This is a genomic window from Reinekea marina (genome assembly GCF_030409715.1).
Taxonomy (GTDB): Bacteria; Pseudomonadota; Gammaproteobacteria; order Pseudomonadales; family Natronospirillaceae; genus Reinekea; species Reinekea marina.
On sequence record NZ_JAUFQI010000001.1, the window covers coordinates 1,131,116 to 1,154,593 of the forward strand.

General features: G+C 44.1%; 24 protein-coding genes. 12 read left to right on the forward strand and 12 right to left on the reverse strand.

Annotated features, from left to right (window positions below; genetic code table 11):
• Positions 1 to 8: 8 nt before the first annotated feature.
• Together QWZ13_RS05875 and QWZ13_RS05880 are read right to left on the reverse strand one after the other, a co-directional pair.
• Positions 9 to 488 (reverse strand): Lrp/AsnC family transcriptional regulator, encoded by a 480-nt coding sequence (locus QWZ13_RS05875; RefSeq protein ID WP_216001340.1) that lies wholly within the window; start codon positions 486 to 488, stop codon positions 9 to 11.
• Positions 463 to 597 carry a hypothetical protein gene (locus QWZ13_RS05880; RefSeq protein ID WP_290280942.1) on the reverse strand — a complete coding sequence of 45 codons (135 nt, stop codon included), beginning with the start codon at positions 595 to 597 and terminating at the stop codon, positions 463 to 465. The genes QWZ13_RS05875 and QWZ13_RS05880 overlap by 26 nt, the downstream gene beginning before the upstream one ends.
• Positions 598 to 749: 152 nt before the next feature.
• Between QWZ13_RS05880 and putP the strand changes: the two genes are divergently transcribed.
• The 4 genes from putP (at position 750) to QWZ13_RS05900 (ending at position 7,400) form a co-directional block, all read left to right on the forward strand.
• Positions 750 to 2,189, forward strand: a complete 1,440-nt coding sequence (gene putP / locus QWZ13_RS05885) for a sodium/proline symporter PutP (protein ID WP_216001339.1) — start codon at positions 750 to 752, stop codon at positions 2,187 to 2,189.
• Positions 2,190 to 2,356: 167 nt separating this feature from the next.
• A complete protein-coding gene (gene putA / locus QWZ13_RS05890; protein ID WP_290280943.1) occupies positions 2,357 to 6,058 on the forward strand; it encodes a bifunctional proline dehydrogenase/L-glutamate gamma-semialdehyde dehydrogenase PutA in 3,702 nt (1,233 codons plus the stop codon).
• A 54-nt stretch (positions 6,059 to 6,112) separates the two neighbouring features.
• Positions 6,113 to 6,490, forward strand: coding sequence for a glutathione S-transferase N-terminal domain-containing protein (locus tag QWZ13_RS05895; RefSeq protein ID WP_290280944.1), 378 nt, complete (start codon positions 6,113 to 6,115; stop codon positions 6,488 to 6,490).
• A 91-nt stretch (positions 6,491 to 6,581) separates the two neighbouring features.
• A complete protein-coding gene (locus tag QWZ13_RS05900) occupies positions 6,582 to 7,400 on the forward strand; it encodes a siderophore-interacting protein (RefSeq protein ID WP_290280945.1) in 819 nt (272 codons plus the stop codon).
• 39 nt (positions 7,401 to 7,439) lie between these two features.
• Here the strand turns inward: QWZ13_RS05900 and QWZ13_RS05905 are convergent, their stop codons facing one another.
• Genes QWZ13_RS05905 through QWZ13_RS05915 form a run of 3 tightly spaced genes read right to left on the reverse strand, consistent with a single transcriptional unit; the run spans position 7,440 to position 10,380 of the window.
• Entirely contained in the window at positions 7,440 to 8,951 is a 1,512-nt protein-coding gene (locus tag QWZ13_RS05905) for a tripartite tricarboxylate transporter permease (protein WP_290280946.1), read from the reverse strand.
• Complete coding sequence (locus QWZ13_RS05910; RefSeq protein ID WP_353958972.1) at positions 8,951 to 9,397, reverse strand: tripartite tricarboxylate transporter TctB family protein; 447 nt, start codon at positions 9,395 to 9,397, stop codon at positions 8,951 to 8,953. The genes QWZ13_RS05905 and QWZ13_RS05910 overlap by 1 nt, the downstream gene beginning before the upstream one ends.
• A complete protein-coding gene (locus tag QWZ13_RS05915; RefSeq protein WP_290280947.1) occupies positions 9,394 to 10,380 on the reverse strand; it encodes a Bug family tripartite tricarboxylate transporter substrate binding protein in 987 nt (328 codons plus the stop codon). Before QWZ13_RS05915 ends, QWZ13_RS05910 begins: the two co-directional genes overlap by 4 nt.
• 194 nt (positions 10,381 to 10,574) lie before the next feature.
• On the opposite strand from QWZ13_RS05915, the gene QWZ13_RS05920 reads away from it, so the two are divergent.
• Positions 10,575 to 12,212, forward strand: coding sequence for an ATP-binding protein (locus QWZ13_RS05920; protein ID WP_290280948.1), 1,638 nt, complete (start codon positions 10,575 to 10,577; stop codon positions 12,210 to 12,212).
• Complete coding sequence (locus QWZ13_RS05925) at positions 12,209 to 12,889, forward strand: response regulator (protein ID WP_290280949.1); 681 nt, start codon at positions 12,209 to 12,211, stop codon at positions 12,887 to 12,889. Before QWZ13_RS05920 ends, QWZ13_RS05925 begins: the two co-directional genes overlap by 4 nt.
• A 2-nt stretch (positions 12,890 to 12,891) precedes the next feature.
• Here QWZ13_RS05925 and ahpF read toward each other — a convergent pair whose 3' ends face one another.
• On the reverse strand, positions 12,892 to 14,481 hold the full coding sequence (gene ahpF, locus QWZ13_RS05930) for an alkyl hydroperoxide reductase subunit F (RefSeq protein WP_290280951.1): 1,590 nt from the start codon (positions 14,479 to 14,481) through the stop codon (positions 12,892 to 12,894).
• A gap of 69 nt (positions 14,482 to 14,550) precedes the next feature.
• Positions 14,551 to 15,114 (reverse strand): alkyl hydroperoxide reductase subunit C, encoded by a 564-nt coding sequence (gene ahpC, locus QWZ13_RS05935; protein ID WP_290280952.1) that lies wholly within the window; start codon positions 15,112 to 15,114, stop codon positions 14,551 to 14,553.
• Positions 15,115 to 15,253: 139 nt separating this feature from the next.
• Between ahpC and QWZ13_RS05940 the strand changes: the two genes are divergently transcribed.
• The 4 genes from QWZ13_RS05940 to QWZ13_RS05955 all read left to right on the forward strand — a co-directional run bounded on the left by QWZ13_RS05940 (position 15,254) and on the right by QWZ13_RS05955 (position 19,276).
• On the forward strand, positions 15,254 to 16,153 hold the full coding sequence (locus QWZ13_RS05940) for a hydrogen peroxide-inducible genes activator (RefSeq protein WP_290280953.1): 900 nt from the start codon (positions 15,254 to 15,256) through the stop codon (positions 16,151 to 16,153).
• 47 nt (positions 16,154 to 16,200) lie between these two features.
• Positions 16,201 to 16,419, forward strand: coding sequence for a hypothetical protein (locus QWZ13_RS05945; RefSeq protein WP_290280954.1), 219 nt, complete (start codon positions 16,201 to 16,203; stop codon positions 16,417 to 16,419).
• Entirely contained in the window at positions 16,404 to 17,306 is a 903-nt protein-coding gene (locus tag QWZ13_RS05950) for a crotonase/enoyl-CoA hydratase family protein (protein ID WP_290280955.1), read from the forward strand. The genes QWZ13_RS05945 and QWZ13_RS05950 overlap by 16 nt, the downstream gene beginning before the upstream one ends.
• Positions 17,307 to 17,431: 125 nt before the next feature.
• A complete protein-coding gene (locus tag QWZ13_RS05955) occupies positions 17,432 to 19,276 on the forward strand; it encodes a methyl-accepting chemotaxis protein (protein WP_290280956.1) in 1,845 nt (614 codons plus the stop codon).
• Here QWZ13_RS05955 and QWZ13_RS05960 read toward each other — a convergent pair.
• From QWZ13_RS05960 to QWZ13_RS05970, 3 genes are read right to left on the reverse strand one after another with little or no spacing between them, the layout of a single operon-like run.
• Positions 19,273 to 19,659: a DUF6164 family protein gene (locus QWZ13_RS05960; protein ID WP_290280957.1), complete on the reverse strand. Its 387-nt coding sequence runs from the start codon at positions 19,657 to 19,659 to the stop codon at positions 19,273 to 19,275. The genes QWZ13_RS05955 and QWZ13_RS05960 overlap by 4 nt on opposite strands.
• A gap of 51 nt (positions 19,660 to 19,710) precedes the next feature.
• The gene (locus tag QWZ13_RS05965) at positions 19,711 to 20,538 is read right to left on the reverse strand and encodes a mechanosensitive ion channel family protein (protein ID WP_290280958.1); all 828 of its coding nucleotides are present in this window, start codon (positions 20,536 to 20,538) and stop codon (positions 19,711 to 19,713) included.
• Complete coding sequence (locus tag QWZ13_RS05970) at positions 20,477 to 20,614, reverse strand: hypothetical protein (protein WP_290280959.1); 138 nt, start codon at positions 20,612 to 20,614, stop codon at positions 20,477 to 20,479. Before QWZ13_RS05970 ends, QWZ13_RS05965 begins: the two co-directional genes overlap by 62 nt.
• Positions 20,615 to 20,704: 90 nt before the next feature.
• Here QWZ13_RS05970 and QWZ13_RS05975 point away from each other — a divergent pair, with 90 nt between their 5' ends.
• On the forward strand, positions 20,705 to 22,072 hold the full coding sequence (locus tag QWZ13_RS05975) for a DEAD/DEAH box helicase (RefSeq protein WP_290280960.1): 1,368 nt from the start codon (positions 20,705 to 20,707) through the stop codon (positions 22,070 to 22,072).
• On the opposite strand, the gene QWZ13_RS05980 is transcribed toward QWZ13_RS05975, so the two are convergent.
• Positions 22,041 to 22,214: a hypothetical protein gene (locus QWZ13_RS05980; protein ID WP_290280961.1), complete on the reverse strand. Its 174-nt coding sequence runs from the start codon at positions 22,212 to 22,214 to the stop codon at positions 22,041 to 22,043. The genes QWZ13_RS05975 and QWZ13_RS05980 overlap by 32 nt on opposite strands.
• On the opposite strand from QWZ13_RS05980, the gene trxB reads away from it, so the two are divergent.
• Positions 22,197 to 23,153: a thioredoxin-disulfide reductase gene (gene trxB, locus QWZ13_RS05985; RefSeq protein WP_290280962.1), complete on the forward strand. Its 957-nt coding sequence runs from the start codon at positions 22,197 to 22,199 to the stop codon at positions 23,151 to 23,153. The genes QWZ13_RS05980 and trxB overlap by 18 nt on opposite strands.
• Before the next feature lie 73 nt (positions 23,154 to 23,226).
• Here the strand turns inward: trxB and minE are convergent, their stop codons facing one another.
• Positions 23,227 to 23,478: a cell division topological specificity factor MinE gene (gene minE / locus QWZ13_RS05990; protein ID WP_290283287.1), complete on the reverse strand. Its 252-nt coding sequence runs from the start codon at positions 23,476 to 23,478 to the stop codon at positions 23,227 to 23,229.

Sequence of the window (23,478 nt, forward strand, 5' to 3'; positions counted from 1 at the left end):
AAAAGAATTTAAGCGTCTGATTTTGCAATGGGAACGTCACTGGTGTCTTTGACGTTTTCCATGACTACAAAGCTGTGTGTTTGCTGCACCCCAGGTAAGTTTGAGATTTTATTCCCTAAAACACTTCTAAAGTGGTAAATGTCTTTGGTATGAACTTTTAGCAAGTAATCAAAGTTTCCGGCCACCATATGGCAGCCAAATACCTCAGGAATTTTAGCGATTTGGCTATTAAAAAGGGCTAAATCGGCATCGGCCGTACTGGTGAGAAGCACCTGTACAAAGGTAATGTGGTCTGACTCCATTGCAACAAGGTCTAACTTTGCGTGATAACCGCGAATAATCCCGGCTTTTTCTAAGTGTTTTACCCTTTCGCTGCACGGCGTTTTGGTCAGGTTAACCCGTTTGGCCAATTCAACCATTGTTAGCCTACAGTTGGCCTGTAGCTCTTCTAGGATTCGAAGATCAATACGATCCGGTTGATAGCCCATAATAGTCGCATTTCCTAAAGATAAGTGTTTTGGCAGTCGTAAAGACTACAATAAAACAAAAATTAGTGCCATTTCCTAATATAAATCGGCGAAACTTGACACAGTTCACAGTGTGATCATGGGTGTTGTTTTTTAGCGCCTGGTTACAAATCGCTGAGGCAAAAAATAGGTCCAGGTTTTTATAAACCGAGAGCACCTAAAAATAAGTGTGGATGAAAGCTACTTTCCACAACTACTACAATAATAAATCGGAGTGAGTATATGTTGATGTACATCCAATTTGGCATCTATCTAATTATGATGCTCGGGATCGGGTATTACTCGATGTCCAAAACGAAAGATAACGCAGGTTTCATCATTGGTGGTCGTTCTTTAGGTCCTGCAACGACGGCTATCAGTGCTGGGGCTTCCGATATGAGTGGCTGGTTGCTACTGGGTTTACCTGGTGCGGTGTTTGCTGGTGGATTAAGTGAAGGTTTATGGATATCTCTAGGCCTTGCAATTGGTGCTTATACTAACTGGGTCGTTGTCGCCGCGCGATTACGTACTTTTAGTGAGCAGCTTGGTGCCGTAACGTTGCCAACTTATTTAGGCAACCGATTCGAAGATAAGACAGGCGTATTAAAGCTAGTCTCAGCGGTGGTCATTTTAATCTTCTTCACACTTTATGTGGCTTCAGGCTTAAAAGGTGGCACCTTATTATTCGCTCACGCTTTTGGCGCTTCTGAACAAACCGCTCTTATCGTGACCACTCTGGTTGTGGTTTCTTATACCTTCTTAGGTGGGTACTTAGCGGTATGCTGGACCGACCTTATTCAAGGCATTCTAATGTTCTTCGCATTAGTCTTTTGTGCCTTACTTGGCTACTTTGCAATTGCCGGAACCAATGTTGATATTGCGGCGATTAATCCGAAAGCCTTTGAATGGAAAACAGGCTCTATTTTAACCGGTATCTCCTTAATGGCTTGGGGCTTTGGTTATTTCGGTCAGCCGCACATTTTGGCGCGTTTCTTTGGTATTGAAAAAGTTGAAGATGTGCCACGCGCGCGTCGCATCGGTATGTCTTGGATGGTCGCGACATTGGTGTTATCTACTTTAATTGGTTTAATCGGTATTGGCTACGCAGAGCTAAATGCGCTTCCTGGCGTTGCAGGTGAGGGCGGTAACAGTGAACGAATTTTCTTAGCGCTTACTACAGCATTATTCCACCCACTAATTAGCGGCTTGGTGTTGGCTGCCGTATTAGCGGCCGTTATGTCGACTGCCGATTCTCAACTACTCGTTTTGAGCTCTGCTTTAACGGAAGACGTTCCTCTATTCAAAGGTGCTTCTGAAGAGAAGAAAGCATGGATCAGTCGTTTTGGTGTTGTTGGGTTTGCATTGCTAGCATTCATCATCGCGGCAAATGACACCGGCTCTATCTTAGGCATGGTTGCTTACGCTTGGGGTGGCTTTGGTGCGGCCTTTGGTCCGTTAGTGATTTTGTCGGTAATGTGGAGAGACACCACTAAAGCAGGTGCAATCGCTGGTATTGTGGTGGGTGCACTTTCGATCTTTATTTTCAAAAATTACGTTTCAGTAGAAGGCCACTACTTATACGAGTTGTTGCCAAGCTTTATCCTTGCGTTTATCGCCATTATTGTTGTGAGTAAAGCAACGGCTAAACCAAGTGAAGCATTATTGAACGATTTAAAACTATAGCATTTCATTTATAAAAAACCGTCACGCGTTGCGGCTACATAGACGCAACGCTGGCGGGTCTTTTTGCAGTAACCATTAGCAGTAACATTTATATGCGTAACAACACTTGGGTTGTCATAGCCCTTGGGTTGTTGACGTCTATTGATAATAACCTTTAGGTGAAAACGATGAACCTTAACGAACTAAAACAGCAGCTTTCCCAACAACGCTTCGTATCAGAATCGAATGCAATTTCGCAATTATTGGAAACGAATACGTTCAAAAGAGAGCAAAGGGAAAAAGCCATAACGCGCGCATCAGGGTATGTAGACGATATCCGAGCCGATGCAAAGCCTGGGCTTATGGAACTGTTTTTAGCTGAGTATGGTTTGTCGACAAACGAAGGCGTGGCGTTAATGTGTTTAGCGGAAGCTTACCTACGTACACCAGATACATTGTCTCTCGATGCACTCATTCGAGATAAAATAGGAACCGGTAATTGGTCCGGGCACCGAGGTACATCAAACTCTATGTTGGTGAATGCCTCAACTTGGGCATTGATGTTAACGGGTCGAGTGTTTAAAGAAAAGAAAACAGACGAACGCGTCCTTTCCGATATCATGCTCGATACCATCAGTCGCTTAGGTGAGTCAGTGACTCAAAAGGCGATAAAAGAAGCCATGAAAATTCTCGGCAAACAGTTTGTATTAGGTCGAGATATCAACGAAGCCATTACACAATCTAAAAAGGGCGAACAGACTAAGTACCGTTACTCCTTTGATATGTTAGGCGAAGCGGCAAGAACGTCACATGATGCTGAAAAGTACTTTGACGCTTATGAAAACGCCATCATCGAAATTGCGAATCAAGTCTCATCCAACTCAGTGCATGATAACTCTGGTATATCAGTCAAGTTATCGGCTTTGCACCCTCGCTACGAGTATGTTCAGCGCCATCAAGTTATGACATCGCTAGTCGACAGCGTTAAAAAACTAGCCAAACGCGCTTGTGAAGCGAATATTGGTTTCACCATTGATGCTGAAGAAGCCGATCGATTAGAGCTTTCTTTAGAGGTAATCGAAGCGGTATTGAGCGATGCGCAGTTTGAAGGTTGGGATGGATTCGGAGTCGTTGTTCAAGCTTACTCAAAACAAGCCCCACTGATGATTCAGTGTTTGCGAACGCTGGCCACAACGCTAGGTCGTCGAATTACCATACGTTTGGTTAAAGGTGCGTATTGGGACTACGAGATTAAACAAGCGCAATTATTAGGCTTAGAAAACTATCCGGTCTACACCCGTAAGGTATCGACGGATGTTTCGTATTTATGTTGTGCCCAGCTATTGTTAAATTCAACGGATGTTATTTACCCTCAGTTTGCTACTCATAACGCACACACCACAGCGGCTATTCTAGAAATGGCGAAGCCTGGACAATTGTTTGAGTTCCAGCGTTTACATGGCATGGGTGAAGCATTGCACCGTATTCTGCTAAAGGACAGTGGTGTGCCGTGCCGAATTTATGCGCCAGTGGGCGTGCATAAAGATTTGTTAGCGTATTTAGTCAGACGTTTATTGGAAAATGGTGCCAACAGTTCGTTCGTTAATAAACTGCTGGATGAAAACACCCCGGTAAATGAATTAATTACCGATCCCATTGATACATTAAATAAATTAGAAAAAGTAGAGAATGGGCTGATTCCTTTGCCACCCAAAATGTTTGGCAAGGAGCGGCTAAATTCAGCCGGGATTAACTTAAACCTTCCCTTGCATGCCTGCCATGTTGATGAGCAAATGACTCGCTTTAAGAACCATCAATGGAAAGGCGCGTCTACCGTCGGCGGTGTTGAAATTCAGGGGGTAACGGTTCCAGTATTATCGCCAACAAATCGAAATGTTCACGTGGGTGAATTTATTGAAGCCGATCAACAAATTATAGATAAAGCATTTGAGAATGCACTCGCCAGCATGCCTGCTTGGGTTGAAATCGGCGTTGAAAAACGTGCAGCGGTGCTAGAAAGAATTGCCGACCTCTATGAAGAGCATCAACATGAATTGATGGCTCTGGCAACTTTAGAAGCGGGTAAATCTCGATTAGATGGCTTGCTGGAAATTCGTGAGGCCGTCGACTTTTGTCGTTTTTACGCCGTTGAAGCACGTCGCCAATTGGCCGCGGAAGGTACGCAAGCAATTGGTCCAGTGGTGTGTATTTCACCTTGGAATTTCCCGCTGGCTATTTTTACCGGCCAAGTGGTCGCGGCCCTTGTTTGTGGGAATCCCGTGCTGGCTAAACCTGCCGAACAGACCACCTTAATGGCAACTCGTGCAGTTGAGTTGATGTATGAGGCAGGTATCCCTAAAGGTGTTTTACAGCTGATTGTGGGTAAGGGTAAAACCGTAGGGTCGGCATTGACCAGTCATGAAAGTATTAAAGGTGTTTGTTTTACTGGCTCAACAGCGACAGCGCAACTGATTGATAAGACCGTTGCAAAACACGCTGATCCTGATTGCCGAATCATCGCTGAGACGGGTGGTTTAAATACCATGATTGTCGATTCAACCGCCCTTTTAGAGCAAGCCGTCAGAGATATTGTTGCTTCGGCTTTTCAAAGCGCAGGCCAACGTTGCTCAGCATTGCGAATTTTATGTGTTCAGGAAGACATTGAAGAATCATTGCTAGAAATGCTCGAAGGCGCAGCCAATGAATTGGTAATTGGTGATCCATGGCATGAAGCCACTGACGTAGGTCCAGTAATCGATGAAACCGCGAAGAAAACTATTGATGACCATTGTAATGCAATGACAGAGAACGGCCGATTATTGTTCAAAGTTAAGGTCCCTGATGAGTTATCCGATGGCTGTTTTGTTTCGCCAGCGGCTTATAAACTTGAATCTTTAGATGAATTGAAACAAGAGGTTTTTGGTCCAGTTCTGCATGTTTACAGCTTTAAGGCAAAAGATTTAGATCAGCTGGTACAAGACATAAATGCCAGCGGCTATGGGTTAACAATGGGCGTTTATAGCCGAGTTAACTCTCGTGTAAGCCGAGTTTGTAACGCGGCGCATGTGGGCAATATGTATGTGAACCGTAACCAAATTGGTGCCGTGGTAGGCGTTCAGCCATTTGGTGGTGAAGGTTTGTCAGGAACAGGCCCTAAAGCAGGTGGCCCACATTACTTACGCCGTTTCTACAAGCAAGAAAGCCAGGGTGTCGTTAATCAGAAAGGACCCGTCGTTGAATGGACAGAAACAGCGGCATTGAAACGATTGCGAAAAGCTTCGAATCCAAAAGAAACCATGAAAAAATGGCAGGATGCATCGTTACGCAAAATGGTGTTGGCAGAATTAGTCAAGAGATTACCGGGCTCAATAAGTCATGTCGCTAAGAGTGCACTGGCCAAAGATGAAACCGTTTCTTTCGTTCCTAAGATGTTAACGGGTCCGACAGGTGAAACTAACGAGTTGCGCATTTTTGGCCGAGGCACTGTATTGTGTCTAGGTTCAGAAAGCGACGAGTTGGCTTTAATCATCCAAGTTATCCGTAGCTTGCATTTAGGTAACTTGGTACAAGTCGTCAGTGAAATCCATAGGCCGATCTTAAATGAAATCATGGCAACGCTCAAAGCGCTAGCACTAGATCACCTCATTACCATCAGCAGTGCTTCATCGGCGCAAGCTGTCGCTGAATCTGAGATTACTTTGGTATTGTTTGATGGTAGCCAAGAAACGAAAACAGAATTCCGTCGCTTACTGGCCGCTCGAGATGGAGCACGAGTAGCACTGGAAAGCTCAATGGCCGGCGATGAAATGTTGACCATTGAGCGGGTGATTAGCACAGATACTACGGCCGCCGGTGGTAATGCTTCATTACTGGCATTAGGCGAGGGCTAAGTTTTCGTGCCGAGTTAGGGTACAATGCTTTTTTTTCTTGGTGAGGGTTAGTTTATGGCAGTTATTCGTTGGTTTTTAGGCATTCTCATATTGTCTTATGAGAAAGTAGCCAGCCCAAAAGGTGTACAACGAAGTTCAGAACAACAGGTGGCGATTGATGAAGCAACAAAAAGCTTAACGCTATATCAATACAAGGCTTGTCCGTTTTGTTTAAAAGTTCGATTTGCGATGAAACGCCAATCGCTTGCTATTGAAACTAAAGACGCGAAGCGCAGTGAATTAGCTCGTGCCGAGCTTTTAGCGGGTGGCGGCTTGCTGAAAGTGCCTTGCTTAAAAATAGTCGATAACCAAGGTGCAGAAACTTGGATGTATGAATCGTCCGATATAATCAGCTACCTAAATCAACGCTTTGATGCCCCCGTTGCCGTCTAGTTATTAGTAGTGAAAATGAAGCCCGCTCAGTGCGGGCTTTTTATTGGTCGGGCTTTAAATGTATTTGATAATCATTCTCATCTGTGTCAATATGGCCTCATTCAACATTGAAAGAGGCCGTAAAATGGCAAACCCAATCGTTAGAGAAGTCATGGTGTGTTCAACTGAGAAAGTAACCCCTAACATGCATCGGGTTACGTTAACCGGCGAAAGCCTTAACGACTTTCCAAAAAACCACGAGGGTGGTTACATCAAGCTGTTGTTTCACCCTGAAACCAAACAAGCAATTCGAAACGGCCATGATTTAAACAATTTGAACGGTCAAAGACCCATCTTGCGAACCTATACGGTTCGTCGATTTGACGAGAAAAATTTGAAAATGGAAGTAGATTTTGTATTGCACGGTTCTGGGGCGCAGGCTGGAATTGCTTCTACCTGGGCGAGCCAATGTAACGTCGGAGATACCATTCTAATTGGGGGCCCTGGGCCTGCAACCATCGTAACAACCCAAACGGACAGGGTATTGCTAGTAGGCGACATGACCGCCTTGCCCGCTATAGAGGTCAACTTAGATCAGCTGCCCAATAACACACAAGGTGAGGCGGTTATTCAGGTCAACAGTACGGCCGACATAGTGAGTTTGGTAAAACCAGAAGGTGTGGAAGTTCGGTGGCTATTGGCACATGAAAATTTAGCGCAATACGTACAATCTATGGGCTGGCCAAAAGGGACCGTAGGTGTTTGGGCGGCCTGTGAATTTTCGACCATGCGAGAATTGCGGCAATACTTCAAGGTAGAACGAGGCGTACCAAAAGAGCACATTTACATTTCTAGTTATTGGAAACAAGGGTTAAATGAAGAAGGTCACAAAGAAGTCAAACTGAAAGATGCGCAATCTGAAGCGGCTTAAATAAAAAAGGCAGAGTCATACGAGTCTGCCTTTTTTCGGTTAATCGATTACCGGGTTTTCCATTTTTTTTCGAATTCTACGACCAAAGATCATCGGCAAAATTAGACCTGCCGCTGCAATCATCCAAATACTGATCGCCAATGGGCTTTGCCAAAATACTAACCAGTTGCCATCGGAAACAACCATCGCATGCGATAAGTTCTTCTCCATTTCTGGACCAAGTAACATACCAAGAATGATTGGCACTAAAGGAATATCGAGCTTACGCAATATGTAACCTGCGACACCAAAAGCGACCATGAATTTTAAATCAAACGGGCTGTGGCTAATTGAATAAATACCCACAAACGCGACCATGGTAACAATCGGTAATAAGAAGTGTGTCGGTACCGACAGCAGCTTCACAAACACACCTATTAATGGAATGTTTAAGACCAATAGTAAGAAGTTACCAATAAGTAGTGCTGCAATTACGCCCCAAACGACATCGGCGTGCTGAGTAAACATCAACGGACCTGGTGTAATGTTAAGCGAGATTAACATCGCTAATAATACGGCTGTTGTTCCACTGCCAGGTACACCAAGCGTCAACATAGGGACTAATGCACCAGAAGAGGCACCGTTGTTACCGGCTTCAGGTGCGGCAACTCCGCGCTCATCGCCTTGACCAAATTTACCGGATGCGCCGACGGCTTTTTTCTCAAGGGTGTAGCTGACAAAGCTGCCTAATGATGCGCCTGCGCCAGGTAAAACCCCAGCAATAAACCCGATAACACCACCGCGCAGAGTAGTGGGTATCAGTTTAAATATTTGCTTGAAGGTTAAATTGAGTTTGCCAACAATAATCTTTTTGCCAGGACCTTTGGCTTTGTTTTCGATAAACAACAGCAATTCAGATATAGCAAAGAGGCCGACAATGGCTAAGATAAAATCGATGCCTTCGAACAGTTTGAGTTGACCAAAGGTATAGCGCTGCACCCCCGTTGAAATATCCATACCGACCGTTGAAATCATGATGCCTAATACGGCAGCAATGATGGTTTTAGTAGGGTTCTTGCCGGTGATGCCGCCCAGTGTTGCGAACGCCAAAACGAACAAGGCAAAATATTCAGCTGGACCAAAGGTTAGAGCAAATCTTGCCAGTACAGGGGCCAAAAATATCAGTCCAATGGTACCTAACAAACCGCCCACAAAGGATGCAATCGCAGAAATCGCTAACGCTTCGGCAGCTTTACCTTGCTGTGCCATTGGGTAGCCATCTAGACAGGTCATCATGGCGGGTTCGTCGCCCGGTATATTCAATAAAATAGAAGAAATACGCCCACCATACATTGCACCTGCATAAACAGAGGTGAGTAGGATTAGGGCGGTTTCTACTGGCAGTGCCAGAGAAAATGCTAACGGTATTAAAATAGCAACACCATTAGCTGGACCTAATCCAGGCAACGCACCAATGAGAGTGCCGACAAAGGCGCCAATCAGCGCATACATTAGGTTGGTGGGTGTTAATGCGACAGCAAAGCCATCGAGTAAAAATTGTAAGGTTTCCACTAGCTCATCTCCAACAAACCTAAAGGTAGGGGTAAATCGAGTAAATTATTAAAAAGTAGAAAAACGCCAACAGCACTTGCTAAGGCAATGATCGCTGCAATTTTTAAGTTGCCTCCCATTCGCCAAGACAAAAAGGTTACCGCTCCCATGGTACTGAGTATGAAACCAAGAGGCTCCATCAGTACGGCGTAAAGAACGAGCGCTAGAACCGCGTATACAATTTCAAGTAATGTTTTACCATGAGGCCATTTATTATTCGGCTCAGGTTTAAACATCAGTGCAATACTGGCAAGTGCCAATACAACGGCCAGAATCATAGGAAACGTATCTGGTCCGACTACTTCATGGCTTCCGAAAGGTTCTGGCCACTGTTGTGACGCCCAGCCATAGGCTAGGGCGATCACGAACAGGAACAGGCCTAACAGCCGATCCCCGTTTAACATCATTTTAATAAACCAATTTCACGTGAAAGTTGTTCGATGTCTGCAACTTGTTGAGTTACAAACGCTTCAAATTCATCCGCTTTTGGATGGAATGGAATCAAGCCATTCTTAGCCATAACGTCTTTCCATTCTTGTGAGTTGTAAAGCGTGTCAATTGCATTAACCCAGTATTCTTGAGCCGCTTTGTCGGCATCTTTTGGCATATAGAATCCACGCCAGTTAGGTCCTAACGCATCGATACCTTGTTCGCGAGCCGTTGGAATCGTTCCGAATTTACCCGGTAGACGCTCTTCAGCCAAAACAGCGATAATGCGTAGATCACCTGATTCCCAGAAACCCGTGGCTTCAGAAATATCACCGGTGAAGGCATCAACATGACCGCCTACAACTTGCGTAATGGCTTCGCCGCCATTGTTGTATGAAAGGTATGGGATTTTAGGTAGGTTAGTAACGCCCGCCGCTTTTGCAGCGATCAGTACTTTTAGGTGATCCCAGCCGCCATTGGCTGAACCGCCAGAGAACTTCACTGAACGCGGATCTTTAGCCGCTGCAGCCATCAGGCTATTTAGGTCTTTATAAGGAGAGTCTTTACCTACGGCGATGATTCCGTAGTCGGCACCAAGTGCACCAACCCACTTAACCATGCTTGCGTCCATTCCGGCAAATTGCTTCTGCGCTAAGCGTGTTGTAGTTGCTGTTGAGGCGGCAACAAGTAATTGATCATCGTCGTTACGCTTACCCAGCACGTGTGCGAATGCCACACCACCGCCTGCGCCAGCCATATTGGTTGTCTGAACGGCAGCCGGAACTAAGTTAAGTGCTTCTAATACATTGCCCACACTGCGGCAGGTAAAGTCCCAGCCGCCACCCGGATTAGCCGGAGCAATACAATCTACTTTGCCAGTAGGTTCCCAAGCCGATGCGAAAGAGGCTGATAAGCCAACGACCGCGGCGAGTGCCACTTTTAATGTTTTGTTCTTAATCATTGTGTTTCCTCATTATTTTTATAGTGCCTGTTGATCAGGTGGATTTAGATTACTTTGAGGGCAGGATTAACCAAAGTTTATGGCTTTAGTGGGTTTTAAAAACCAATTGAGCATTTTGTTCATAAAGTTCACGGGGTATTTTCGGCCAGCTTTGTTAAACTTTGGGTAATATCAATAAAAATAATAGAAGTATCATGAGCCGTTTTCGTCTTTTAAAAATACGCAAACTTAAATTAGGCACCCGCTTGATGTGGTCAATGAGTTTTATTTCATTGCTGCAAGCAACGCTAATAGGGGGCTTTGCTTGGGTCAATTTGTCGGTATCTTTAGATCGAGAGATAGGGCAGCGAGCGCTCAGTGTTGCTAAGACGGTAGCCGCGGTGCCAGCGATAATAGAGGGTGTAGAGCAACGTGACAGCGCTTCGCTAAATCACTTAGCGCAACATTTGGCGAGAACGAATGACGCCCTCTTTATTGTGATTGGTGATAAAAACAGTTTACGTTTGGCTCACCCTAATCCCAGTAAGCTCGGTTTATCGATGGCTGATGATGATGGAGATACCGGGGCTATCGCACTTCTACAAGGTGAAGCCTATATTGATAAGGCCGAGGGCAGTTTAGGCTATTCGACACGAGGTAAAGCCCCAATTTACGATCAATATGGTGAGGATATCATTGGTATTGTGTCTGTCGGTTATTCGTTATCACAAGTTCAGGCGACCATTCAACGATACTCCACTTGGCTGACGTTGGTTTTAGTATCTGCAATTATCGGCAGTATTTTAGCGGCTATTGTCATTGCTCGTCGTTTAAAGCGGGAAATTTTTGGTTTAGAACCTGAAGAAATCGCCCGTAAATTTCAAGAGCAAGAAGCGACATTGCAATCGGTAGTCGAAGGTATCATCGCGATCAACAAAGACGGCATCGTAACCACTTTTAATCGCCGAGCAATTGAAATGCTAGGTTTAGATACAGGAACCCAATTAGAAGGCCTACCCATTGAAACGGTTTTACCCGATACGAAATTATTAGAACTTATGAGCAATGGTGTTCCGCAATTTGATTTAGAAGTCTGGCTTCACAATAAACAGCTTGTTGTTAACCGTTTGCCCGTGAAGTTTGAAGGTGAAATTATTGGCGCTGTTTCCAGTTTTAGACCTAGAGATGAAGTGGATGCCATTAGCCAACAACTGACAAAAATTGAACAGTATGCCGATACGCTTCGCAGCCAAGCGCATGAGTATTCAAACAAACTACATACGATTGCAGGCTTAATTCAGCTTGATGCAAAACAAGATGCCCTTGCTCTTATCGGGAGAGAAGCGCAAGACCATCAAGCATTGATCACATTATTAGTTAAAGCGACGCCGAACCCTGTGATTGCCGGCTGCTTGTTAGGTAAGTATAACCGAGCAAAGGAAATGGGCTTAAGCTTACGAATCGATAACGAAAGTGAGTTAGCTGGTTTGCCTAAGAACATTACACAAGACCAACTCGCTTCGGTGTTGGGCAATTTAATCGATAACGCATTAGAAGCGACCTTAAATTCCACTGGCGCGGGTGGTGAAGTCAGTATTAGTTTTACCGATATTGGCCAAGACGTCATTATTGAGGTGCAAGACCAAGGGCCGGGTGTACCGATAGAACTGCAAGAAACTATTTTTACGAAAGGCTATAGTAGTAAAACGGGGCGAGAACATGGTATTGGGTTGTATTTAATCGCAAATATAATTCAGCAATGCCAAGGCCATATAGATATAGAAAACTTAGAACCTAAGGGCTCTCGATTTATTTTGTATTTACCCAAAACCGAAGGTGCAATTGCATTATGACAGTGTTAAAAATTGCGATCATAGAAGACGACCCCAAAATTGCAGAAATTCAACGACGGTTTCTCGATAAAATAGACAATGTCGAGTTAGTCGGCATTGCACATTCGGTTGAAGACGCCAACGCGATCATTGAGGTATTTCAACCTCACTTGGTGTTGCTAGATGTATATTTGCCCGATGGCAACGGTTTAGACCTGCTGCGACAGTGGCGTGCTGATAATTCGCCATTGGACGTCATTCTCATCACTGCGGCAAAAGAAGTGGATGTATTGCGAAATGCATTGCGTTCTGGTGTATTCGAGTACATTCTAAAACCCTTGGTTTTTGAGCGTTTAGAAGAAGCCATAAATAATTATCAGCGCCACCTTGATCGCCTTAATAATCTCAATTCATTGCGCCAAGATGAACTCGACTCTTTAATCTCAAATACAGACCGTAAACCCAAAACGACGAAACGATTACCGAAAGGCATCGATGCACTTACGCTCGACAAAGTCCGAGAAATCTTAACCTTACATCAAGATTTTAATGCCGAAGAAGTAGGGCAACAAATAGGTGCTTCTAGAACCACGGCAAGGCGCTACTTAGAATTTTTAGTCGGAAGTGAAGAAGCCATAGCAGAGATCAGCTATGGCCAGGTTGGACGGCCGGAACGGCGCTACAAAGGTGCTCGATAACCTTAGGCAGCATTTAGCTCAAGGTGCTTTTGCTCAAGCACATCACCTTGAGTGAGTAGGTATTCAAATGCAGATAAACTGGCCTTTGCGCCTTCACCCATCGAAACAATGATTTGCTTGTAAGGAACCGTAGTAACATCTCCGCAGGCAAAAATACCCTCAGAGCTGGTGTGGCATTTCTCATCAATGATGATCTCGCCAAAAGACGTAGTCTCGACAACCTTATTTAAGAACCCACTGTTGGGCACCAAACCAATTTGCACAAATATACCTTCTAGCGGCTTCTGCATAATTGTGTTTGTTTCTCTATCTTGGTATTCAATGCCTGAAACTTTACCGGCTTGATCGATCACTTTTTGAGTTGCGACATTTTTAAGGATCTCGATGTTCGCTTTGCTCTTTGCTTTCTCAACTAACACTTTGTCGGCCTTTAACTCAGGCATAAATTCGAATACCGTAACGGATTTAACGATACCTGATAAATCGAGAGCGGCTTCAATGCCAGAGTTTCCTCCGCCTACGACAGCAACGTCTTTGCCTTTAAAGAAAGGTCCGTCACAGTGGGGGCAATAAGCCACGCCGTTGCCAATGTTTTCTTTCTCTCCAGGAATGCCTAGTTCTCTCCACTTTGCACCCGTGGCAACTATCACCACCTTAGTTTCGATAGCGTCGCCTGAACTTAATTTTACGGTTTTTATATCTCCAGGGATAACTTCGGATACCTTTAAAAATTCTTTAATAGTGATATCGTAATCTTTTAAATGCGCATGTAGTGCGTTAGATAATTCAGGTCCTGTCGTTTCTTTCGTTGCGATGAAGTTTTCTATGCCCATGGTGTCTTTAACTTGACCACCAATTCGATCCGTTATCAATGTCACTTTTAAACCTTTACGGGCGCTGTATATAGCGGCGCTCACACCAGCAGGTCCGCCGCCAATCACGGTGACATCTTGGAGCGGCAAGTTTTCAGTATTGTCGGAGGTTGGTTGACTGTGTTGCATTAGCTGCTCTAAAAGGTATGCAGTATCTACCTTGCCATTGGCAAACAACTCACCGTTTAAGTAAACACTTGGCACTCCTTGAATATCTCGTTGTTGAATCAGTTCAGGGTATAATCCGCCATCGATCATTTCAGTAGAAATGTTCTCATTGATGACAGCAAACTGATTGAGGGCCTGTACAACGTCTGGGCAGTTGTGACAGCTTAGGCTAACAAACACCTCAAAATTGAGCGGTTCCTTGATATTCTCAATGATCTCTGTAACCGTTTTGTCTAACTTCAGTTTGGTGCCCGATGAATGTAATATCGCTAAAATAAGAGAGTTAAACTCATGGCCACTGGGGATGCCTGAAAATCTTATACCCATGTCTACACCGTCGGCTTCAATTAAAAAGCTGATCGGGCTGCGCAATTTCCCGTGGGTCTCTCGCTCCTCTAAAAATAGGTTTTCGTTTACTTGGCTTAAATCGGATAAAAAGGTAATGAGTTCTTCGCGCTTATCATGGTGTCCTGTTTGTAGAACAAAGTTGACGCGCTTATTCATATTGGCCGTGTAATTTTTAACGGCACTTAAAATTTCTTGAGTTAACACAACAGTGCTCCTTATAAATTAAGTTATGGGGATGAGCCCAAAGGCTCATCTTTTTACTGATTACAGCCCTTAAATTTTTCCGACTAAATCTAAAGAAGGCGCCAGTGTGGCTTCACCTTCTTTCCAAGCCGCGGGGCAAACTTCGCCAGGATTTGCGGCAACGTATTGAGCTGCTTTAATTTTTCGCAAAACATCTTCAGCATCTCGGCCAATACCTTCAGCTGTGATTTCCATGGCTTGAATAATGCCATCTGGATCGACAATGAACGTGGCTCTATCCGCAAGGCCCTGATCTTCACGCATCACCTCAAAGTTACGTGTAATAGCCCCGGTAGGGTCACCAATCATGGTGTATTCAATCTTCCCAATGGTGTCTGACGATTCGTGCCATGCCTTGTGAGTAAAATGTGTATCGGTTGATACTGAGTAAATTTCTACGTCACGCTTCTGAAATTCTTCATAATGGTCGGCCAAATCGCCGAGCTCAGTTGGGCATACAAAAGTGAAGTCTGCTGGGTAGAAGAAGAAAACAGACCACTTTCCTTCAATGTTTTTTTCAGATACATCGATAAATTCACCGTTTTTGTAGGCTGTTGCGGAAAAAGGTTTAATCTGAGTGTTAATAAGTGCCATGGTGGCCTCCTTCGTTGTAATTGGGTTTGTCTAACTGACTGAAGACAGTGTAAGGCTTGCTTTGTCATTAATATAATTGATTGTTTTTATTATTATGATCTAAAATATAGATTGATGATGGCTGGAATGGAGAGGAATTATGATTTCGACTAAGCAGTTGTATTACGCGCTTGCCGTAGAGAAAACTTTGCACTTTAAAAAGGCATCTGAGAACTGCAATGTCAGTCAATCGGCGCTGAGTACGGCCTTAAATGCTTTAGAACAGCAACTTGGGTTCCAGTTGTTTGAGCGCGATAACAAAAGAGTGCTGGTTACCCCGCAAGGCCGTGATGTTTTAAACCGAGCTCGGCGTATTATTTCCGAGCTCGATGAGCTTCAATCTGTTTCGGCCACTCAAAAAGCGCCTCTAAGCTACCCAATGACAGTAGGCGTGATTCCTACGATTGCCCCTTTTTTATTGCCAAACCTTTTCCCCAGGTTAAATCAACGTTTTCCGAGTGCTCAGTTATCTATTGTTGAAGATCAGTCCCATGTACTTGTGGATATGGTTAAACAGGGCGTTATTGATACGGCGATTCTCGCCATGCCATACGAAACAGAAGGGTTGCTGAGTTTTGAATTTTGGCAAGAAGACTTTTATTGGGTGGCTCTCAAAGGCGAGCAATATACCGACCAGTCGGAAATAACCAGCCGTGAACTAACTACCAGCCAATTGATGCTGTTAACGGAAGGGCACTGTCTTAAAGAGCATGCGCTAGCGGCGTGCAAAATCCCGATGCAATCGGCTAATCATGGCTTTGGGGCCACCAGTTTGAATACGTTAGTGCAAATGGTGTTAGGAGGCATAGGGACAACGCTCGTACCTGAAATGGCATTGGCTTCATTGATTGAGCATCATGAAGAGTTAGCCGCTGTGCATTTGGGTGAGCCAGGACCGCATAGAAAATTGGCCTTTATTGTTCGACCGAATTATACCCGTATGCCCAGCGTAGATGCATTAATAGCCTTGATAAAAGAAAGTTTAGCCGCACCGTGCTAAAATGAAACGCATTGGTAAACCTACACCCATTTTCGATTAGGAAAGTTATGAGTATTCAAGATATAGCCACCAGTAACAGTCAAAAGAAAGCCATTTTAAAAGCCATTAATGATGAAGGTGTTGCGCTACAAGAGGAAAACGGTGAAGTAATTATCAACGTAGAAGCGTACCTACTAAAATATCCGAATTTATCGGAATCGCCTGTAATGCAATTAATTACAGATGAGTCCATTGATATGGATGCCGATTATTGGGTGTTCAGTTAAGCACTTGTTTTATTAGAGTCACATTTAACCAACGAAACAGCTGCATACCATTACACCTAAAAAGAAGACGTTGTATGAGAGATAAACCCTGTGTTTTGCTCGAGATTAAAGAGTCGATTGCCTTTGTAACACTGAATCGGCCAGATAAACACAACGGGCTTAACCGGGCCGCTTTCGAGGAGCTTGTAGCCGCGGCCAGTGCCATACGTAAAAACAAGTCCATACGCGCCGTGGTTTTATCTGGTGCCGGACCATCGTTTTGTTCAGGTCTAGACTTTGGTTATGTGACGAAACACCCTTCAATGATACCTCGCTTTTTTATAAAACTACCTTGGCGTAAAGACAACATGTTTCAACGCGCTGCACTTGTTTGGCAGCAACTGCCTGTGCCTGTAATTGCAGCCATTCATGGCAATTGTTTTGGCGGCGCTCTGCAAATTGCCTTAGCTTGTGATTATCGAATAGCAACACCGGATGCACAGTTTTCGATAATGGAAATGAAATGGGGGCTTATACCAGATATGAGCGGAACGGTTCATTTATCTCGTTTGACCCGTTTAGATATAGCTCAAGAGCTCACTATGACAGGCCGAGTATTTAGCACAAAAGAAGCTCAAGATTATGGGTTAGTAAGCAGAATCTGCAAAAACCCCCATAAACAAGCCACTGAACTGGCTCTTCGAATCGCCGAACAAAGCCCAGATGCTGTTGCGGCCACTAAATTTTTATATAGGAAAACTTGGAAAAAAAGTGAACGTATCAGCTTACTTTGGGAGCGGCTTGTTCAATTGCGTTTGCTTGGCCGCAAGAACCAAATGATAGCGCTTAGAAATGGCACAAAATCTGAGGTAGATAAAAAGCCCTTTGTTAATAGGACGTTATTCTAAGTCGTATTTAGCTTTAATATTATGGTCAAATTGACAGTTATTAAATGCTTAAAATAAAAATACAAACTTTTGAATTTGCCGCTACGCTTTAGTTTATGAGTGTACTATTTGGCGAGAAAATTCAAATGAAAAAACTGACTATTCAACTTAAGTTAACCATCGGAACCTTGTTGGCTGTTTTAGTCATGCAGTTAATGAGTGGCATTGTTGGTTTTCAGCAATCTAAATCATTGCTGATTGAAAACCTTCAACTCGATATCGACGATGCAGGGCAAGCGCTTGTTAAATCTATTGAGGCTTGGCAATCTTCAAAATTGGCTGTCTTAAATGGTGCAGGCCAGTTTACGGAATCTTCCAATGTTGATGATGTTTTATTGCAAGGTGCGTTATCTGGCGAATTTATGTACATGTACTTAGGTTCGGCTAACGGCGATATGAATATTCACCCCTTTACTGAGTTGCCCGCCGATTACGATCCAAGAACTCGACCTTGGTATAAAGATGCTACCGCGGCAGGAAAACCCATTTTAACGGCTCCTTACATTGACGCATCCAGTGGCGACTTAATTATGTCGTTTGCTCAACCCGTGAGCAACGGTGTAATTGCGGCTGATATTTCCATGACGGAAATTGTAGAAAGTGTGGTTAAAGTTGAATTTGGCGATACCGGTCAAGCGATGCTAGTCGATGAAAACAATTCAATTTTAGTTCACAATAATACCGACGCAATAGGGGAGAGTTTTACTAGTCTTTATTCGACGGCGAGCATTTCAGAATCGATGACGGAAGTATTTGCTGGCGATGTTGAATTACTCATGTCGGCCTATGAAATTCCTGGAACACCCTGGAAAGTTGTCATTGCCATCGAAAAGTCTGATGCCTTATCTGGCTTGCAAACATTGATCGCACAGACCATGTTGTTATCGATAGTCACTTTAATTGTTGTGGCCATTGTTTTAATTCTAATGATTCGTCTATTGCTTGCACCTTTGGCGCGGTTGGCCTTATACATGCAAGAGATTGCTTCTGGTGATGCTGATTTAACCCAGCGTATTCCCGTTACAAGTGAAGATGAGTTGGGTCAACTGAGCACTCATTTTAATAACTTCATTGAATCGATTCATGCCATGGTGATTCAAGTGGTTGATTCTGCCGCGCAAATGCAAAGCTTGTCTAAAGAGTCGCATCAGATGGCGACCGAAAACAACAGCCAAGTACATCAGCAGCAAAGTGAAATTTCTCAAGTCGCTGCGGCCATTCATGAAATGTCTGCCATAGCGGCTTCCGTCGCCGAAAATGCTGCGCAAACCGCCGAAGCCGCTGAAAATGCCCAAAAAGAAACTGAAGCCAGTGAGCAAAATGCGAATCAAAACAAAACGCAAATGAACGAGCTCACGCATGAAATTGATACGACGACTGAGGTTATTGATAAACTCAACGAGCACGCCCAGCAAATTGCAACTATTTTGGCCACGATACAAGGCATTGCGGAGCAAACGAATCTATTGGCACTCAACGCCGCAATCGAAGCGGCCAGAGCCGGAGAACAGGGCCGCGGTTTTGCTGTAGTTGCCGATGAAGTGAGAGCCTTGTCTGGCCGAACACATGAAGCCACGGGTGAAATTCAAGTTATGATTGAAGCGTTGAAAACTCAAACGCAAGCGGCTGTTTCGCAAATGGACCGAGCTAAGACCCTGGTTGAAAATACCATGAGCGCAGCGAATACGGTGTCGAAAAGCCAAGCCAATATTAATATCGTGATTCAAGGTATTAAGGATCAGGCGTTAAGTATTTCATCTTCGTCTCAAGAGCAAAACTTGGCGACAGATGAAATTAATCGAATAACACAAGCGATCCAAGAGGCGTCTCAAGAGTTAGCTTCTAATGTAGAGGCTGCGCATAAACAAGCCGAGGAATTAGATGCACTAGGCTTAGCCGTGCAATCTCAACTGGCTCACTTTAGAACTTAAGTATTGAAGAAGCGGTAAATAGGAACAATTGAAATCAGCAACACTGCGGCGATTAAAGCACAATAAGTAATCACCATAACAGGGCTGGTTCTTAATAACTGCCAAAAGCTGGGAATATTCCCAGCTTTTTTTTCGTCTTCAAACGCTGCTCTCATGGCTGTCGTGTGAGCTGTTTGAAATTCGTTGATCAGCTTGCGGGCTTCAAACACATCTTCATCGTTATTGACCCAAATAGCCGCAACGGAAATACCCCATCGACCTGAGTCGGTTTCATAGAAATCAATCTGATGATCGGATAATAAAGCTCGAACGGCGTCGGCTTCTGGTTCTGGAACGTGGTTGAGTCGAAAAACTATTTTTGCCATAAAGAGTTTGTGCCGCATAAAAAAGGCGTATCAGTATAATACGCCTGAGTTTAAACCGAAAAGGATGAATTATTCCGATTTAGCGATATGAACATCCATTTGTGGGAACGGAATTGAAATACCGGCTTCGTCGAATGCCAGTTTCACTTTCTCTTGCATATCCCAGTACAAGCCCCAGTAATCGGCCGATTTAACCCAAGGGCGAACGATAAAGTTAACAGAGCTGTCGGCGAGTTCAGAAACTGCAATGACGGGTTCGGGCTCTTCGAGTACGCGTTCATCGTTTTTTACGAGATCTAGTAAGATTTGCTTCGCCAGTTTTAAATCACTTTCATAGCCAATACCGAACACCATATCGACGCGGCGTGTTTCACGGGCAGAAAAGTTAGTGATGTTTCCACCGTAAATGTTGCCATTTGGAATGATGATTTCTTTGTTATCGACCGTGCGCATGAGTGTTGAGAATATGGAGATCTTTTCAATAACACCCATAGCACCGCCAGCTTCTACAAAATCGCCGGCTTTAAATGGACGAAATAGGATTAACATGACACCAGAAGCAAAGTTTTGCAGGGAATCTTTCAGGGCCAAACCCACAGCGATACCCGCAGCACCTAACAGAGCAACCAGTGAGGTGGTATCGACGCCTAATTGAGCCAAGGAGGCAATTATGACAAATAGTATTAAAACCGACCGTACTATACCGACCACAAAGTCGACTAAGATAGCCTCGACCTGTGCGCGAATCATTAACTTTTGAACAACTGTGGCTAAAATACCTGCGATTATTCGGCCTACGAAGAAAATTGCCAGAGCGAGGGCTAAGCTTAAAATATTAGTTTGCAACCATGAAACGGCAGTTTGAGCGATGCCGGTCACGAGATTCTGTAAATCCATTGAGAAATCCTTCTTGTGTATGGATAAATGTAACTGAGCTGAAATTGCACTGTAAACCAGCTGTGAGAAGAATCAAGAGGCCGAATGAAATTTGATCACTAAAACAGAGTCGTTCCTAGGTTGGCTGTGCTAAAATAGGGTTTTATTTTGCAATGTAGAGAATATTTTGACCGATCCAGTATCTTTTGCCGATTTAGGCTTAAATGAGCGCTTGTTAAAAGCACTAGATAAACATAATTTTACAACTCCGACAGCGGTGCAAGAGGCTACAATTCCTCCTGCGCTGTATGGCCAAGACTTAATGGTCAGTGCAAAAACAGGCAGTGGCAAAACAGCCGCGTTTGTTCTTCCGATACTTGATAAATTGCTGCAGCGTTCACCTCGTAATACCGGCACACGAGCTCTGATATTGGTTCCTACCCGCGAGTTGGCCAAACAAGTCTTTAAGCAAATTAAAATGCTGTCTTCTTTTACGCGGCTGCAAACTGGGTTGATTATTGGTGGAGAAGATTACAATTTTCAAAAAGTCATTTTGCGAGATAACCCAGAGATAATTGTCGGCACACCAGGCCGTATTGTTGAGCATATGGAAAAAGGCGCGACCGACTTTGAGGATTTAGAAGTTTTAGTGCTTGATGAAGCCGATCGCATGCTCGATATGGGTTTTACCGATGACGTACTGAACATTGTTGCCCAGTGTGATTTAGAGCGCCAAACCCTATTTTTCTCGGCTACCTTAAAGCAACGCCAAATCATGAAGGTGGGTGAGCAAGTACTAACTAACCCAGAAAAGATCATTCTTGAAACGGTGCGAGATGAGAATAAAGCCATTCAGCAGCAGTATGTATTGGCCGATGACGAACGCCATAAAGAACGCATTTTATTGTGGCTACTTGCTAATGAGCCTTTCGATAAGGCTTTGGTGTTTACCAATAGCCGCGAATCAACTGCTCGGCTTGGTCAGTTTGTCAGTGGCCATACGGGAAACTCAGCCTTTATACATGGTGAGCTAGATCAACAAGAGCGTACTTCTATCATGGCGTCGTTCCGCTCAGGAAAGACCAAAGTATTGATTGCCACCGATGTAGCCTCTCGCGGGCTAGATATTTCCGGTGTCGATTTAGTGATTAACTTTCATATGGCGCGAAATGGCGACGACTATGTCCATCGAATTGGTCGAACAGGGCGTGCTGGTGCCACAGGAAAGGCTATTTCTTTAATCGCTCATAATGAATGGAACTTAAAAGCGGGTATTTCAAAGTATATAAAAGTTGAGCTTGAACACTTAAAGATAAAAGCCGTTGAAGGTACTTATAAGGGTCCTAAGAAGGTTAAAGCCAGTGGAAAAGCAGCCAGTACTAAAAAGAAAGTTAAGCTGTCACCTAAGCAGGTGAAGCAAAAAGAAAAAGCCAAACTGAAAGCAAAGCCTAAAGGGAAGGGGCCTAAATCTCCAGCCAAGCAGGATGCTTCCGTGGTAGAGCCTGGAGATGGCTTTGGCACCATTAAGAAGAAAAAGCGCCCATTTGTAGAATAATGCTCGGCGCATGGTGGTTATAGTCTAAAAATATCAAGTCCATAGTAAAACTATGGCTTGATTCTTTTTCAGCAGACGCCATTGTATACAACAATTCAAAATCAATAAATTCAGAGGTTTTCACATGAGTGATCAACACCATTCGTTAGTTATTTTAGGCTCAGGTCCTGCCGGTTATACCGCGGCAATTTATGCCGCTCGCGCTAATCTCAAACCTGTAGTAATTACGGGTATGGAAATGGGCGGTCAGCTAACGACGACCACAGAAGTGGAAAACTGGCCCGGTGGGCACGCTGAATTGCAAGGTCCAGAGTTGATGGAAGATATGAAGAAGCACGCTGAGCGCTTTGATACCAATATTATCTTTGATCATATTCATACCACTGATTTAACTAAAAAGCCTTATACATTGAAGGGCGATCAAGGGACTTATACCTGTGATGCGCTCATTATTTGCACGGGTGCGAGTGCGCGTTACCTTGGTTTAGAGAGTGAAGAAGCCTTCAAAGGCAAAGGCGTATCTGCCTGCGCAACCTGTGATGGGTTCTTTTACCGAAACAAAGAGGTCTGTGTCGTCGGTGGCGGAAATACTGCGGTAGAAGAAGCGCTTTATTTGGCGAATATTGCCAGTAAAGTTCATGTTATTCACCGCAGAGACAGTTTTAGAAGTGAAAAGATTCTGGCGGATCGACTCATGGCGAAAGCTGCAGAAGGTAAAGTTGAGTTACATTGGGACAGCACTTTAGATGAAGTCTTAGGTGATGATATGGGTGTAACTGGTGTGCGCATTGCCAGTACCAAAGACGACAGTAAAAAAGAAATAGCCTTACACGGTTGTTTTATTGCCATTGGCCACTCACCTAATACGGGCATTTTTGACGGTCAGCTAGAAATGAAAGATGGCTATATTAAAGTGAAATCAGGGTTGGAAGGAAACGCGACAGCAACCAGTGTTGAAGGTGTTTTTGCGGCAGGTGATGTAATGGATCATATTTACCGTCAGGCTATTACCTCTGCAGGTACGGGCTGTATGGCCGCATTGGATGCTGAAAAGTATTTAGATAATTTGGCCAACAGCTAATCGAAAATTTCAAAGCGAGCACAAAAAAGCCAGGTAATTACCTGGCTTTTTTAATGCATCAACGGTCAAAAAGCTATTTCGGTAAGTTAACGTTTACTTCCAAAACAGAATAATTGCCGTCATCGTTTAGATCAATTTGAAGTTGATCGTGCTCTATTTCGACATACTTACGAATGACTTCTAGAATTTCATTCTGCAAAGCCGGCAAATAGTCAGGCGCGTTACGAGCATTTCGTTCGTGCGCCACAATAACTTTAAGCCGCTCTTTTGCGAAGGAGGCGGTATTTTCTTTTTTATCTCGATTAAAAAAATCTCGTAATGCCAC